General features: G+C 54.4%; 11 protein-coding genes and 2 pseudogenes. 7 read left to right on the top strand and 6 right to left on the bottom strand.

Translation table 11 applies throughout. The annotated features are described in order from the left end of the window. Window positions 1-47: 47 nt before the first annotated feature. Window positions 48-3,632 carry a hydantoinase B/oxoprolinase family protein gene (locus ACR0BI_RS06210; RefSeq protein WP_480561242.1) on the top strand — a complete coding sequence of 1,195 codons (3,585 nt, stop codon included), beginning with the start codon at window positions 48-50 and terminating at the stop codon, window positions 3,630-3,632. A 483-nt stretch (window positions 3,633-4,115) separates the two neighbouring features. Here the strand turns inward: ACR0BI_RS06210 and ACR0BI_RS06205 are convergent, their stop codons facing one another. After that, window positions 4,116-5,027 (bottom strand): glutaminase, encoded by a 912-nt coding sequence (locus ACR0BI_RS06205; protein ID WP_170511028.1) that lies wholly within the window; start codon window positions 5,025-5,027, stop codon window positions 4,116-4,118. A 58-nt stretch (window positions 5,028-5,085) separates the two neighbouring features. Continuing rightward, window positions 5,086-6,114 carry a LysR family transcriptional regulator gene (locus ACR0BI_RS06200; protein WP_170734000.1) on the bottom strand — a complete coding sequence of 343 codons (1,029 nt, stop codon included), beginning with the start codon at window positions 6,112-6,114 and terminating at the stop codon, window positions 5,086-5,088. Between the two features lie 331 nt (window positions 6,115-6,445). On the opposite strand from ACR0BI_RS06200, the gene ACR0BI_RS06195 reads away from it, so the two are divergent. The 6 genes and pseudogenes from ACR0BI_RS06195 to ACR0BI_RS06170 form a co-directional block, all read left to right on the top strand. Then, window positions 6,446-8,068, top strand: coding sequence for a peptide ABC transporter substrate-binding protein (locus ACR0BI_RS06195; protein ID WP_170511022.1), 1,623 nt, complete (start codon window positions 6,446-6,448; stop codon window positions 8,066-8,068). A gap of 89 nt (window positions 8,069-8,157) precedes the next feature. Then, entirely contained in the window at window positions 8,158-9,081 is a 924-nt protein-coding gene (oppB, locus tag ACR0BI_RS06190) for an oligopeptide ABC transporter permease OppB (RefSeq protein WP_170511019.1), read from the top strand. 12 nt (window positions 9,082-9,093) lie between these two features. Beyond that, a complete protein-coding gene (locus ACR0BI_RS06185; protein ID WP_170403821.1) occupies window positions 9,094-10,011 on the top strand; it encodes an ABC transporter permease subunit in 918 nt (305 codons plus the stop codon). A 9-nt stretch (window positions 10,012-10,020) separates the two neighbouring features. After that, window positions 10,021-10,989 (top strand): oligopeptide/dipeptide ABC transporter ATP-binding protein, encoded by a 969-nt coding sequence (locus tag ACR0BI_RS06180; protein ID WP_170511016.1) that lies wholly within the window; start codon window positions 10,021-10,023, stop codon window positions 10,987-10,989. Beyond that, window positions 10,986-11,993 carry an oligopeptide/dipeptide ABC transporter ATP-binding protein gene (locus ACR0BI_RS06175; RefSeq protein ID WP_170403814.1) on the top strand — a complete coding sequence of 336 codons (1,008 nt, stop codon included), beginning with the start codon at window positions 10,986-10,988 and terminating at the stop codon, window positions 11,991-11,993. The genes ACR0BI_RS06180 and ACR0BI_RS06175 overlap by 4 nt, the downstream gene beginning before the upstream one ends. Before the next feature lie 6 nt (window positions 11,994-11,999). Then, window positions 12,000-12,149: pseudogene (locus ACR0BI_RS06170) on the top strand (ISNCY family transposase); the annotation flags it as partial. 270 nt (window positions 12,150-12,419) lie between these two features. Here the strand turns inward: ACR0BI_RS06170 and ACR0BI_RS06165 are convergent. The 4 genes and pseudogenes from ACR0BI_RS06165 to ACR0BI_RS06150 all read right to left on the bottom strand — a co-directional run bounded on the left by ACR0BI_RS06165 (window position 12,420) and on the right by ACR0BI_RS06150 (window position 16,090). Continuing rightward, window positions 12,420-13,088, bottom strand: a complete 669-nt coding sequence (locus ACR0BI_RS06165; RefSeq protein ID WP_480878427.1) for a hypothetical protein — start codon at window positions 13,086-13,088, stop codon at window positions 12,420-12,422. A gap of 165 nt (window positions 13,089-13,253) precedes the next feature. After that, a pseudogene (locus tag ACR0BI_RS06160) lies at window positions 13,254-13,439 on the bottom strand (peptidoglycan-binding domain-containing protein); the annotation flags it as partial. Between the two features lie 144 nt (window positions 13,440-13,583). After that, on the bottom strand, window positions 13,584-14,372 hold the full coding sequence (locus ACR0BI_RS06155) for a hypothetical protein (RefSeq protein ID WP_170403807.1): 789 nt from the start codon (window positions 14,370-14,372) through the stop codon (window positions 13,584-13,586). A 254-nt stretch (window positions 14,373-14,626) separates the two neighbouring features. After that, entirely contained in the window at window positions 14,627-16,090 is a 1,464-nt protein-coding gene (locus ACR0BI_RS06150; protein ID WP_170403804.1) for a cytochrome c peroxidase, read from the bottom strand. Window positions 16,091-16,119 lie beyond the last annotated feature (29 nt).

The following is a 16,119-nucleotide window of genomic DNA, read 5'->3' as shown; positions in this document are numbered from 1 at the left end:
CATGAAATTCAATGCCGGTTTGGCCGGCAAGCAGAGGAGTTATGTCCATGTGGCAGTTTTGGGTAGATCGGGGTGGCACGTTCACCGACATCGTTGCACGCAAGCCGGATGGAAGTTTGCAGACACATAAGTTGCTGTCCGAGAATCCTGAACGCTATGCCGACGCCGCTGTACAAGGTGTTCGTGAATTGCTGGGTCTGGAAAGCGATCAGGACATCCCAAAAGGGTCAATTCGTGCGGTAAAGATGGGAACCACAGTCGCGACCAACGCGCTGCTGGAACGGAAAGGCGAACGAACCATTCTGTTCATAACGAAGGGGCTGCGCGATCTTTTGCGGATCGGGTATCAGAACCGTCCGCGCCTGTTCGACCTGAACATCCAGCTGCCCGAGCTTCTGTACGAAGACGTAGTCGAAGTCGAGGAACGTGTCGCGGCAGATGGCGAGGTCGTGACACAGCTGGATATCGACAAAACGAAAACCGCGTTGGAAAAGGCCTATTCGGAAGGATATCGTTCCGTCGCTGTCGCGCTTATGCACAGCTTTCAGCATCCCAGTCATGAAAAACTGATTGGTGAGCTGGCGCGTGCCGTTGGGTTTCCACAAATCTCGCTTAGCCACGAGGTGAGCCCGCTGATCAAACTGGTGGGCCGCGGAGACACCGCAGTGGTTGATGCCTATTTGTCACCCATTCTTCGTCGATACGTAGAGCAGGTAGCGACAGCTCTGGGCGCCGATGAAGGCGGGTGTGATCAATTGATGTTCATGCAGTCTAACGGCGGCTTGACCGACGCGGATCTCTTCCAGGGTCGTGATGCCATTTTGTCCGGACCAGCGGGCGGAGTCGTCGGGATGGTACGCACCGCTGCCGATCATGGCTTTGACAAACTGATTGGTTTCGACATGGGCGGCACGTCTACGGACGTGTGTCACTATGCCGGTGAATATGAACGATCCTTTGAAACCGAGGTTGCCGGCGTCCGGATGCGTGCGCCGATGATGTCAATCCATACGGTCGCTGCAGGTGGCGGTTCCATCCTGTCCTTTCGCGATGGCAGGATGCAGGTCGGGCCGGAAAGTGCCGGTGCCAACCCCGGACCTGCTGCCTATAGACGCGGTGGCCCGCTGACCGTCACCGACTGCAATGTTTTGCTTGGTAAACTGCAGCCCGAGCATTTTCCTTCGGTTTTCGGCCATGAAGGCAACGAACCGTTGGATAAGGAAATTGTGCGCAGAAAATTTGAAGCTCTGGCGGCCGAAATGGGCACGGATAAATCAGTTGAGGAACTTGCCCAGGGCTTCTTGCGGATCGCTGTCGAGAACATGGCGAACGCGATCAAGAAAATCAGTGTGCAACGCGGTTACGACGTTACCAAATACACCATGAACTGCTTTGGCGGTGCCGGGGGACAGCACGCCTGTCTGGTCGCCGACGCGTTGGGGATGGAACGGATTTTCATTCACCCTTATGCAGGCGTTTTGTCAGCTTTTGGTATGGGTTTGGCGGACATCACAGCGATCCGGGAACACCAGTTCCAGTCCTCTGTTCTGGATCCAGAGGCACAGAATATCTGCGATGCTCTGGCGAAGTCCGCCAGGGCTGAGGTTGCGGCTCAGGGCGTGGCAGAGGTAGATATCTCGATCTCAGCAACTGCCCATATCCGCCCCGCGGATGCGCAGCAAAGTCTGTCCGTGCCATTTTCGGACCCGGTTTCGATGCGCGACGCATTTGTCGTTGCGCACAAGCAGCGCTTTGGATTCGCGCCAGATACCAGCGATCTGATCATCGAGATGCTGGTGACAGAGGCAATCGGAAAGACGGGTGAGCAGGTCACCTTGCCCGACAACATCGCGGCCGGGGCCACTCAGACCCCGGTGAAACTTTATAGCAGTGGGCAACACCAACAGATTCTCCTTGTCGATCGGACGCAGCTGGGCATTGGTCAATCGATAAAAGGCCCGGCGATCTTGACCGAACCCACCGGAACAAATGTCGTCGAAGACGGGTGGACCGCGACTTGCCTGAGCGGCGGCAATCTGGTTCTGACGCGTGAAACACCGCTGCAGCGGGTTGAAGCAGTCGGCACAAGTGTCGATCCGGTTATGCTGGAAGTGTTCAACAACCTTTTTATGTCTATCGCCGAACAGATGGGGGCAACGCTTGCGAATACGGCGTATTCAGTGAATATCAAAGAACGGTACGACTTTTCCTGCGCGATATTTGACCAAAACGGTGATCTGGTTGCCAACGCGCCGCATGTGCCCGTGCACTTGGGCTCGATGTCGGAAAGTGTTCGTACGATCCTGCGCCAAAACAAGGGCAAAATCCGTCCAGGCGACGTGTTCATGATGAACAACCCCTATAATGGCGGCACCCACCTTCCCGACGTTACCGTCATAACCCCGGTTTTTGACGAAGCAGGTGGTAAAATTGTGTTCACCGTCGCCTCGCGCGGCCATCACGCTGATGTCGGAGGTAAAACTCCTGGGTCGGCTCCACCCGATAGTCGCCACATAGAAGAAGAAGGCGTGTTGATCGACAATTTCTTGCTGGTCGATCAGGGTGAGTTGCAAGACGATGCGGCGCGCGACCTGTTGGGTTCAGGGCGTTACCCGTGTCGCAATGTCGATCAGAACATGGCGGATCTTGCGGCACAGATTGCAGCGAACGAGACCGGCGCAGCCGAACTGCGCAAAATATCGGCGCAGTTTGGTTTGCCAACAGTCCACGCCTATATGGGGCACGTTCAGCACAACGCTGAGGAAAGCGTGCGACAGGTTCTCGACGTCCTGCGAGATTGCAGTTTTTCCTACCCATTGGACGGAGGGGCAAAAATCGAAGTGGCAATTTCGGTAGACAGGGAATCCCGAACCGCCACTATCGATTTTTCGGGCACATCCGATCAATCGCCCCTCAACTACAATGCACCGCTGGCAATTTGCCGTGCCGTTGTCTTGTACGTGTTCCGAACGTTGGTCGGCAGCGACATTCCGATGAACGAAGGCTGTATGAAACCTTTGAAACTGATTGTTCCGGCTGGCACGATGATCAATCCCAACGCACCCGCGGCAGTCATTTCCGGCAATACAGAAGTCTCGCAAGCCATTGCGGACACCCTTTATGGCGCGCTTGGGGTTATTGCCGGCAGCCAGGGCACGATGAACAACTTTGTCTACGGTAATGCCTCCTATCAAAACTACGAAACCATCTGCGGCGGGACCGGAGCCGGCAAGGGCTTTAACGGTACGAGCGCGGTACACAGCCATATGACAAACACCCGCATGACGGACCCGGAGGTTCTGGAAAGCCGGTTCCCGGTACGGTTGGAGGAGTTTTCGATCCGCTCTGGTTCAGGCGGGAACGGTGAGTTTCAAGGTGGCGACGGTATCCGCAGGCGGTTGCGGTTCTTAGAAGAAACAACCGTGACCATCCTTTCGTCCCACCGGGATACCCATCCACACGGTGCTTCAGGCGGCGCCCCCGGCGCGACGGGACAGAACGCAATTGTCCGTAGCGACGGAGCCGTACAAAAGCTCTGTGGCAACGACCAGTCAGTTCTTCATTCGGGAGACGAGTTTGTAATGGAAACACCCGGCGGCGGTGGGTTCGGTCAACCAAACAAATCGGTTTAAGTTGGGGATATACGACGAAAGAAGGGTTTTCGTAATACAAAGGTGCCTTTGACTTGCTCAGGATATTGTGAAAACGCTTTCTTTTGCTACGGAAAAAACAGCTGAGGCCAGCTTCGCTCTGCGGTGTTGGCCTACTGTTGATCAGCTATCTCTTGTGTCGTGAACGGTCGCATTGGGATCTGTTTAGCAACATCGAACTGGTGGATGGAATGCAGCTGTGGGCCACCCGTCGTAGTGCAACTCGATTAGTTCCAGCTGATGCAGCGCTGCATCCGAGGACTGAAAGGAGTCTGAAGGAGAAGAACTAAGTTTGTGCTACGGGCGTACGAAGAAACTACCTTGCTGATCTTGCACCCTTCTAAGCGCTGCGCGGCAGCGTGAAAACCGGCCATTCGTTCAGGACACAACGAGATTAGAGCGGGCAACTTACGGGTCGCGGACGAAACTGTCCTATCTTGGAGCAACGGTTACTCACTGATTATTTCAGAAGACGGACCATCCGGTTTCTTGAGTCAAATAGGCGGCTGCCCGTGTACCAGCATTTGAATTGCCGTAGAAATTCAATCCCGGTGACCAAATGCCGATGGAAGCAACGTTGGGTGCAATAATGAGAATTCCGCCACCTACGCCACTTTTCCCTGGCAATCCAACGCGAAATGCAAAGTCGCCGGAACCATCGTAGTGACCGCAGGTCATCATCAACGCGTTGACACGTCGCGCGTGATTTAGGGACATCACTCTTGGCGATCCCTTCAAACCGGCAAGAACGCGACCGGCTCGTGCAAGTTGGATGGTTGTCATTTCAATTGCGCATTGATGGAAGTACGTTCCAAGGACCAAATCGGGCGGGTTAAAAAGGTTCTCATAAGACGCCAGATAATGAGCGAGTGCCTTGTTTCTGGCCCCAGTCTCTTGCTCGGATCTGGCCACGGCGCCGTTGATATGAATGTCATCATCCTCGGCCATTGCGCGCACGAGATTCAAGACTTCGGCCAAAGCCAGTTTGGGCTCACGGCCAGACAGGAGGGCGTCTGTGGTAACAATAGCGCCTGCATTCACAAACGGGTTTCTGGGGTGGCCTTTGTCGCTCTCCAAAAGAACGATCGAGTCGAAAGCAGTACCTGAGGGTTCGCGATCGACCCGTGCCCACAATTGGTCGCCGATCCTTCCCAAGGTTGCAATAAGTGCAAAGACTTTAGAGATGCTTTGTATCGTGAACCGTTGATTGGCCAGCCCCGCAGAATACGTCGCCCCGTCTGCCAAGCAGACACTGATAGCAAATTGGGCGGGTTCAATTTCAGCAAGATCCGGAATGTACTGCGCAGGCTGTCCCCAATCCGCTTCGTGATAGATTCGATCTGATATGCTTGTCAGCAGCGCCTGTAAGTCGAGCATCAGCCAATCCTAATTTTAGCAGTGACGTTGTTGTTCAGCACACCGGGGCCGGCCTAGCTTACAGCTTCTCTGCACCTCCTACAAAGATCGGCAGATCGTGACGGGCCGCAAATTCAGATGTGGCATTGCGAAATGCTCGTTTGAGGACGACATACATAGACACATTTGTGTTTTCCATTGGCATCACAAATTCCATCTCAATGGTAACCCGCGGTTCGAACCTGCGTGCAACAACGCCATGCGGTGCAAATAGCGGCAGTGAAAATGGTTCCGCAATGTTGACGTTTCGTTTGTTGGCCAACAGCGCGTACCGCATTACGGATGATTGGCACCAGATTCGCTTGGATATGCTGCCAGACGCTTCGCCAATCAACCGGGTTTCGTCATCATTGGGTAAGAACATCGTTTCGCTTTCAAACCCCACATGACTATGCCCGCTGAGATCTGTATTTTTGATCACCTTCAGATTGGCTAGCTCATGGTCCTGATGCACAGCGAACACATAATCGGCCGTTGCAAAGGCTTCGGTATGGATCCCTTCAAGATGACCAACTTTGTGCGTTACGGCAAAGTCGAGCTTTTTGTCGTAGAAAGCTTCCACAGTTTCTTTGGCATCCTGATCATAAATGTCGACGAAGGCATTTGGGTAGTTCTGATGAAATGACTCTAGAACCGAGGGCAATACCGCGGCGCCGATAGTCGGTAGGCAGGCTAGGCGAACCCGATCTTCGATCCCTGCACGGATTTCAGCAGCAGCGCGTTGTAGCGATTCGGCGCTATCGTAGACACCCTCAGCGATCCTAAAAAAGGCCATACCCTGAACTGTTGGTGTTACGCCCCGGCCCACGCGAGTAAAAAGTTCGAACCCTACATTTCGCGAAAGTTCGGTGACAAGTCGACTTACACCCGATTGTGTTAACCCCATATGTTCAGCGGCGGCCGCCAATGTCCCAGTTCGCACCACGAGCAGAAACGCCTGAAGCTGCCTAAATGTCATCGTCCAACCCTCTTCGAGGAATGATCCAATATAGTGTGGCCAACAGTTCGTTGAGGATCCTTCAGGTAAAAAAACGCGATTCCCGACCAATACCGGCGAAGTTCCGATAGGCGTCAGATTACGGTGCACGCCATCGCTTCGCAAGTTGGAGGCGCTCAAATAAGCGGTGGTCGCAAAGAAACCGCTCGGCGCTCGCCGCCATTTAACATCTTAGGATAAATGCGAAAAATTTGTATTGCTGACGTAAGGTCAAGTACCTTGATGATTCAGCAGGATTCCGAAGGGAAAATGTTTGCTACCACTCCGACCACGATGAACCACAAGGCACAGCAAGGCACAAGATAAGGCCTGGCAAACTAGCGACCAAGTGAAGTCCTGCGCATTCTTTTTGCTGATGCCACTGTACATACTCGGAGCAAACATGATCTCGAACCGCGCACTTGCATTGTCCTCCGTAATCAGCATGGCGCTGCTTGCATCGCCCTCAATCGCGGATGTCCATCCTGTCACCAATGAAGAACTAGCCGACGAGCAGGTGTTTACATACCGCGTCGGTGATGAATTTGCCTCGATTGATCCGCAACTGGCGGAAGATGTCCAAGGCGGTGAATTCATTCGGGACCTTTTCGAAGGGCTGATGAACCAGGACGCAGATGGCAATCTGGTGCCTGGTGTCGCCACACATTTTGAAGCGAACGCTGACAACACCGTCTACACATTTCAATTGCGTGACAACGCCAAATGGTCGGATGGCAAACCTGTGACCGCCCATGATTTTGAGTATTCGTGGAAGCGACTTGCCGATCCGAACACGGCCTCTCCTTATTCCTGGTTCGCTAAAGAAATGGGGCTGAAGAATGTCAAAGCTGTTATGGCCGGAGATATGGATCCGTCCGAGCTTGGTGTGAAAGCCTTGGATGACCACACACTGGAAGTTCAGCTGGAAAACAGCATGGGGCACTTTCCGCTGATGACGACGAGCGAACCGACATTTCCGTCGCCAAAATGGGCGATCGATGCGCATGGGTCCGACTGGACCAAGCCCGGGAACATCGTATCAAACGGTGCTTATGTTCTGACCGAACATGTCCCCCAAGAAAAATCCGTGCGCGAACGCAATCCGCTTTACTGGAACGACCAGAACACGATTTTGGAAAGGGTCGAGGCTCTTGTCATCAGTGACGACAACGGTGCCCTGACGCGCTATCTCGCCGGTGAGTTGGATCGCACAGAGGTGCCTACCGGGCAATACAATGCCCTAAGCAAAAAACACCCAGACGACGCAGTTAGTTTTCCGCGTCTCTGTGCCTACTATTACTTCATCAACATGACGGAAAACACGCATCCCGCACTGCTGGACCCGCGTGTTCGCGAGGCGCTTTACCTGGCCATTGACCGAGAGGTGATCACCAATGCGATCCTGCAGGGTGGCGAATTTCCGGCCTACACCTTCACGCCCGAGGCGACAGCTAACTTCGTCAGCCCAGACAGCTCGGCACGTGGAATGACGCAAGCCGAAAGAGACGCGCGCGCTTCGGCTTTGCTGGCCGAGGCTGGCTACTCTGGCGAAGAGATTGAGCTGGATCTTCTTTACAATACCAGCGAGGCGCACAAGAAGATTGCGATCATTGCGTCCCAGATGTGGAAACAGAAGCTGGGTGTCGATACCGTCCTACAAAACATGGAATGGAAAACCTTCCTCGAAGCGCGTTCGAACCAGCAGTTCGACATAGGCCGCGCCGGATGGTGCGGGCCATATAACCTGGCATCGTCCTTCCTGGACCTGATGAGCAGCACACACGCATATAACGATGCGGGCTATGCCAATGCCGAGGTTGACGCACTGCTGGAAAAAGCCAAGACCAGCCCCGATCCGTCTGCAAGTTTTACGCGTATCGAGGAAATCCTGGCCACCGACTTCCCGATCATTCCGATCTATCACTACGCAGGCGTTTACATGATGAACGACGATCTTAGGAACTGGCCCGTTGGGAATGTCGAGCAGAAATGGTACTCGCGCGAGCTCTATTTCGCGGCTGACTGACTGGGCAGCGCCGGACCGCACACCACGTCTCTGGTCCGGCACCTCATCCCGAATTCGCCCCAAACATTCCCTTTCCGCGGGAGGTCCCAATGACCGAATTCATATTCAGACGTCTGCTATCCGCGATTCCTACGCTACTTGTTCTGATCATCTTCTCCTTTCTGCTGATGCATTCCGCACCCGGCGGCCCGTTTTCTTCTGACCGACCCCTGCCGCCCGAAGTGCTGGCCAACATCGAGGCCAAGTACCATCTCGACGATCCTCTTCCGCTCCAGATCTGGAACTACGTTGTGGGTGTCGTCACCCAGTTCGATTTCGGTCCGTCCTTTCAATATAAGGATAGGACGGTAAACGAGATCATCGCTCAGGGTTTTCCGGTGACGTTGACTTATGGGTCGATCGCATTTGTGGTTGCCGTTGTGTTTGGGTGCGCCTTGGGCATCACGGCAGCGCTGAACCAGAACTCGTGGCTGGACTATTTTGCCGTGGGTGTTTCTATCGGCGCTCAGGTGCTGCCGAACTTTGTCATGGCGCCGATCCTCGTGCTGATCTTTACGCTATGGCTCGGATGGCTGCCCGGCGGTGGGTGGAACGGTGGGCAATGGCCCTACCTGGTCATGCCGGTGATCGCATTGTCGACCAGCTTCATGGCGTCGATTGCCCGGATCATGCGGTCGTCGCTGTTGGAAGTGATGCACAGCAACTTTATACGAACCGCGCGCGCCAAAGGCCTGTCGGCGCGTGCTATCCTTTTCCGGCACGCCTTGAAGCCGGCGATGCTGCCGGTGATTTCCTACCTCGGGCCGACCTTCGTGATCATGATCACCGGATCTGTTGTGATCGACCTCTATTTCACCACCGGCGGTATCGGGCAGGCCTTTGTAAACTCGGCGCTGAACCGGGACTATTCGGTGATGATGGGGATCACGATCCTGATCGGCTGCCTAACCATCCTTTTTAATCTGGTCGTGGACATCCTCTACGCCTGGATTGACCCCAAGATCAAACTATGAGGAGGCCGCACCATGTCTGACACCGCCATTGCAGCTCCTGACGGCCACGTGGAAACACCGACAAAAGGGCGATCCCTCTGGCAGGACGCGCGCCGCCGGTTCTTGCAAAACCGGGCCGCTGTGATCAGCCTATTCGTGCTGAGTTTTATATGCCTTGTTGCCGTTCTTGGCCCGTTTTTTACCGCATGGAACAACGAAGAGGTGGACTGGAGCGTCTTGGGCGACATTGCTACGTTGGGCGCGCCGTCGCTAGGAAACGGCCACTATTTCGGCGTCGATGAACTTGGCCGAGACCTCTTTGCGCGTGTCGTTCAAGGTACGCAGGTTTCACTCATGGTCGGGATCGTCGGTTCGTTGATCGCCGTCACCTTCGGGACCCTCTATGGCGCGACAGCTGGATATGTAGGCGGGCGCACCGACAACATCATGATGCGGCTAGTCGATATCCTGATGTCGATCCCTTACATGTTCGTGCTTATCCTGCTGCTGGTCGTCTTTGGCCGCTCGATGTGGCTGCTGTTCGTGGGTGTCGGATTGATTTCCTGGTTGGAAATGTCACGGATCGTACGCGGCCAGACATTGACCCTGAAATCCAAAGAATATGTCGAGGCGGCACTGGCTATCGGGGTCAAGCACCATGTGATTGTCATCCGGCATATCATCCCGAACTTGCTGGGTGTGATCGTGATCTACGCCACCCTGCTGGTGCCTCAGATGATCCTGACCGAGAGCTTTATCTCGTTCCTTGGCCTCGGAGTTCAGGAGCCCAACACAAGCTGGGGAGCGTTGATCTCGGAAGGTGCCTCGACCCTGCAATACGGCACCTACTGGCAGCTCTTCTTCCCGCTCGCTTTCTTTATTGTGACGCTCTTTTGCTTCTTCTTCATCGGTGACGGCCTGCGCGACGCGCTGGACCCCAAAGACAGGTAGGGACCATTCATGAGCTTGCTAGAAGTCAAAAACCTCTCTGTAGAATTCGACACGCCCGACGGGCCGGTACGTGCCGTGCAGGACGTCAGCTTTTCGCTCGGAGAGCAGAAGACTCTGGCCATCGTCGGAGAAAGCGGATCAGGGAAGAGCCAGACGGCGTTTTCAATCATGGGGCTGCTCGCCGGCAACGGGCGGGTGACCGGATCGGTCAAATTCGACGGAACCGAGATTCTTAATGCGTCGGAAAAAGTGATGAATACCTACCGCGCTGCGCAGATTGCGATGATCTTTCAAGATCCGATGACATCTTTGAACCCTTTCGTCCGAGTGTCAAAGCAGATGGCTGAGGTGCTGATGCTTCACAAAGGGTTAAGTAAAACGGACGCCATCAAGGATAGCACCAAGATGCTGGACGCCGTTAAAATCCCCGACCCGGCACGACGTGTTCACATGTACCCGCACGAGTTTTCCGGTGGCATGCGACAGAGGGTGATGATTGCGATGTCCTTGCTATGCCACCCCAGGTTGGTCATCGCCGACGAGCCGACAACTGCGCTGGACGTAACTGTGCAAGCGCAAATTATGGATTTGTTAAGTGACCTGCAAAGCGATTTTGGTATGAGCATCGTGTTGATTACCCACGACCTTGGAGTCGTAAAGGGATCGTGCGAGAACACGCTGGTGCTCTATGGCGGGCGTGTAATGGAAAGCGGCCCGACGGATCAGCTCTTTGAGGCGCCCACCCATCCCTATACCCGTGGATTGTTGCATGCGGTGCCAAGGTTGGAGTCAAATGACGCCAAGCTGGCTACCATCCCCGGGAATCCGCCCAACATGCAGCAACCACCTAAGGGCTGCGCATTTTCTCCGCGCTGCGGGTATGCCAACGACCGCTGCATCGCCGAGAAGCCCAAGCTGGAACAATTCAGAGCGGGTCGCAGCCGCACTTGTCATCTGTCCTTGGAGGAGCTCGTATGACCAGTACCGAAACATTACTCAAGGTCGATGGCGTCAAGGTCTATTTCAAGTACGGCGGAACCGGCCTCGCGAAGAGAACGGAACAAAAGTACATCAAGGCTGTTGACGGGATCAGCTTCGACATTAGACGCGGCGAAACGCTGGGGATCGTCGGCGAAAGCGGTTGCGGTAAATCCACGCTGGCTCGCGCTGTCATACGGATGGTTCCTGCGCATTCCGGGCGTGTGTTGTGGATGGGTCAAGACCTGCTTGAATTGGATGGAAACGCCATGCGCGACCAGCGCAAGGACCTTCAAATGATCTTTCAGGATCCGCTAGCCTCGCTGAATCCGCGCATGACTTTGGGGCAGATCATCGCGGAACCGTTGAAAACACATTTCCCCAAGATGCCCCGATCCGAGATCCGCTCGAAGGTGGCTGCCATGATGGCGCGAGTTGGCCTGTTGACCAGCATGGTCAACCGCTATCCGCACGAGTTTTCCGGTGGCCAGTGTCAGCGGATCGGGATTGCGAGAGCACTGATACTAGAACCCAAGCTGATCATTTGTGACGAGCCGGTTTCTGCGCTGGACGTGTCGATCCAGGCGCAGGTAATAAATCTGCTGATGGACCTACAGAAAGAGATGAACCTCTCCCTGATGTTCATCGCCCATGACCTGAGCGTTGTAAAACACATCTCCACACGCGTGATGGTTCTGTATTTGGGTAATGTGGTGGAATTGGCCGAAAGCGAAGCCATATATCGGAACCCGTCACACCCATATACCCGCGCTTTGATTGCAGCCGTGCCGGATCTGGACAAGCCCGCCCCGGCAGACCGGGCGTCATTGATGGTCGACGGAGAGTTGCCCTCTCCGCTGGCGCCTCCGTCCGGGTGCCCATTTCGTACGAGATGTCCCATGGCCCAGGATATTTGCAGTACTGACAAGCCGAAACTAAAAACATCGTTCGACGGCCACAGTGTTGCGTGTCATTTTCATCGGGTTGACCAACACGACAACTGAAATTTGCTGTTGCGTAAACAGCGACGGACATTCCACTTACAGCGCTTGCGCCGGGAGGGTTATTGCGAGTTGAACCAGATTGACGGCTCCGATCACCGAAGGCTCGAGGATCGAAGCGACACCTGCACGCTGCTCGTATTCATTTACGATGCGACCAACTTTCCAATTCTGAACTTCATCACCTCAGCCAACAACAAATTTGCCAACGATGTATAGGTTCAACCTTAGCTCGATTTTGCGCTCGCAGCGAACGGCCGGTTTGACGAGCCGCACCGCAGCGACCGAGACGTTGGGTGAACGGCTGCTGTGGGCCGTTAGTGATGGCGTATTGGTGGAATTGCGAGTGGATGTTGCATTGCTTTCCACGTCTGTTGTTGGTCCAACTCAGCCAAAGCAGCCCTTGTCAGTTCACGATGAGGTGGAAGTTTACGCCGCCGCTCGCGCCAAAGCTGACAATTCGTCATCCAAAGCGTATTTTTGCTGGCTGACCGCGTCCCATGAAGCAACGACGGAATCGACCTTCTTTTTCTGTCGTTCCATCCGTTTCTTGAGATCGATCAGCGATTGGCGGGGTTTTGAATAGATGTATTTGTTATACATGTCCTCTTGGTTGGCGAGGATCTCCTGATGAGTCCAAACTGCTTTGAATTTCTTGTCCAGCAACGATTCAATCTGCAAGTAGCGCCGACGGATTGCCTCGAACTCAGGCCTGCGATAGGTGTTGCAGACTTTCATTTTCTGCAGAACGCTGTCTTGCTGGTCCTTTCGCCATTTCTTCATGTCACGTAGCAAACTGCGGGCGGTCAACAGAATTGGTGTGTAAAGCACTTCGTCTTGCGCGATTTGCTCCATATCGCCCATGATGCGTTCCACTTCGTCCATCGCTTTGTTGTAGGACTTCAAAGCCCTCAGCGCCCTAGCCAGGTTGGCTTTGCCATCTTTGAGAAGTTTGGATTTCGTCCGAGGGTCTTGACCATCTGCGGAAATGAAGACGCCTTCGGCAAAGACCAATGCAATTGTTGGCGTTTCGACCTCACGCCATCGCGCTTCTGCCGTTTTCCAGACTTTGGGCATGAGTTTTTGCCTGTATGACATTTTGGGAACCTTGCTTTTGGCGGCAAGGCGCATGACCTTTTGCATTCGTGCACGGCCTTCGTTTCGGCGTTTCTTGGCATCAATGACTATCGAGTCTGGGGCCACAAAAGGATATTCTTGTCTTGATCGCCGCGATGTGCTGCCACCAAGACCAAGCGAGGCAAGTGTTGTTTTATCCACAACTCCAGTCACTTTCAGACGACTGTGTTTTTGCCATTTTCGAACCGCGTCTTCCGTTTTGGCGCCGAACTTTCCGTCGACCTTTAAGCGCGCCTTAATTTTTGAAGTGTTCAAGGCTTTCTGAAGGGATTTGACGTCAGAGCCTTTTGATCCATTCTGTAATTTCTTCATCGTAAATTCCTTTTTCAAAGTCAGCTTCGGTTTTCCCGCTGGACACTCGAGGTTGCGGGATGAGGTGTATGGATTGAGAGAGAGAACACTCTGCGTTTGAATGGCATTACGCAGAGTGCATTGAAGGAGTGACTCACCAGAGGATCAAAGTCCGTGCCGCTTTGGTAACGGAACATAGAGTTGGACGTGTGTTTTGGTCGAAAATTCACCTGTGTCCGGTCCCCAGGTCTGCCCATCACTGTGCCAGGCAATGGCAAGTTCTGAAATTAGCTGTTCACCGGTAAGCTGAAGGCAAGGCGTTATCGTGCGTTGGAAATGTGCGAACCCGTCAGCATCGGCCCTGAACGCGTTTTCCGAACCATCGCGGGCGCCAAAAGGCAGGTCATAAAACCCTTTGAACGGATCGGTTGGCGGCCAGACGGCAAAGTCGTGCCACATCGTGTAAAGACCGTTTGGCACGAGATTCTCAAATCGCAAATCCACCTCACCTGTGCCGTCCTCGCACCGGTACGTACCCTCACCTTTGGCGGCGAACCATTCACCAAGCGTGATACCAAGCGGCTTGCCTTTCGGCCACGGTCCAGTGTTTTCCGTTTGTAGCGGTGTGTGTGGCACTGGATTCGCTGGAGCAAAGAGCGGCGCATTCATATCGCGTGTTGCGGCCGTCGGGCGGAACACCTCGCCTGAGCCAGGGACTTTTTCGAAGAAAACATCCTGCTCGGTCAGCCCTTCGTCTATGTGGAACATGAAGCTGAGCGACATTGTCCGCTTTGCTTCATAGGCGGCCATCATGATGTTGACCTCGGGCGCGTGTTCAATCGGCCCAACGGCACCTCCCGAGTCGTATTCTGTGTGGCTGAAATCATCTGCCGCAGCGATGCCCGTAAGGGTCATCGAAAACAGAACAGTTGTGGTTTTCAAAATGCGAAGCATGGGAATCTCCTTTTCAATTTTCGCAGATGAACTTCTCAAAATGCGCCTAGGGAGCGCGGGCTGAGTAGTTTTCTATGCGCGTTGTGGGGCAGGCCCGCGTCACGCATCAGAAAGCCGGATAGATGGTCGCAATACTTGCACCGCGTCACATTCACACGACGAACGGAAGCTAAGCGGCACGGATTGCTTTCGGATTTGACCAACCAGAAAAAGTAGGGTTTTGCGCAATGTGTCATCGGAAACTTGCTATTGGTTCAACGCTTTGGTTGTGGTGGAAGCCCCGACGGCACGCTGTCAGGAACCAGCGCGGACAAGTCAGTCATCGTTGGGTCGGTCAAGGCGTTGAGAAATGCGACAATGTCGGCGATCTCTTTGTCCGTCATTGGTTTGGGCATAAGATCGTTGGCTTCGGCGATGCGACCTCGCAATCGTTCTGAGCCTTGAACAAACCCGTCCCGCGCATCGAACGCGTGCCGCCGCGCAGGATTCAGCGGTTGAAAGATCAGAACTGAGCCTCTTCCAGTCTGCTCGATTACGTCGTTGATCCGCTGCAAAGGCGGCGCGTCATAGGATTCAAGGCTTTCCAAAGGATTAGTGTGATGCCGAACCACATCTTCAAGCGTGTCATATGCTCCACTGTGTCCCCATGGCCCTGTCAAAGCGACGTTGACCAGTGACGGCGTGCGAAACCGAAAAAGATCCTCAACCTCGTAGGTTACGCGATAGCGCCCCTCATCCTCGAGCCGGTCCATAAAACCAGAGGCCCGCCAGTAGCCTGTATCCTTTCCGTGACCTTTGCCCGGGCCGATCTGCGGCATCGCAATTGCGTGAAACTCATGATCCGTAAGAAGCGGCCCTTCATGGCATTCCGCACATCCTGCAGAGCCATAAAACAGATCCATCCCCCTTTGAGAGCTGTCCGATAGACTTGAAGAATCAGAGGATGCCAAAGCCCAATGAAAGGGGCTGTCCACTGACCGGAACACCACGCTTTGAAACGCCGCCAGGGCTTCGGCAGCCTGACTGAAAGTTATCTGACCCGGTCCGAAAGCCTCCTCAAAAAGGTGCTGATATCCGGGAATACCGCCCAGTCGCTCAGCGATCAGGTCCCAAGCATCAGTTACCCGATCTTCGGCTACTGCGGTCGCGATCGGGTTTTCACCCTTTTGGCCTGCCATTTCGATGGGCGACAGAACAGGGAACATTGCCTGCGCGGTCAGCGCGTTGGGCAGTCCGGCGGGCAAGTGTTCGCGCGCGGGGCTCCAGAAACCGCTTGGGAAGGTCTTTTGATCATCGGGCTCCAGCCTGCCATCGTGGAACATACGCGTGTAACTTTTCGCGCCAATATTGTAGAGCGGCTGGGCATTGCGTGGTACGCGTCCGATAACGCCGTCCTTCGTCTCGCGCTTCTGACCAGCGCCTTGGCCGCCCTCGCCAATACCCAGTGCCAATCCGTCCCCAGTACCTAGCGACGGGTCGTGACAAGTTCCGCAGGAAATGTTGCGATTGCCCGAAAGAATGGGGTCAAAGAAGAGATTTTGTCCAAGAGTGACGAGCGCCTGGTCAGGATTTCCATCCCACAGAAAATCTGTATCCATCAGAGGCGGGGGCAGGTGTTGAACGTCAGCCCGCGCAGCCCTGCAGGCTATCACCATTGTCAGGCATACTATCGAGATGATCAGCTTCGCCGAGCGCTTGGCGCAATATTTGAGAGTCATGTCTTTTCCCTTCGCAAGCTGACGCCTCT

The organism is Ruegeria sp. E5 (genome assembly GCF_056534105.1).
This window is presented reverse-complemented; position numbering and strand designations above follow the sequence as displayed.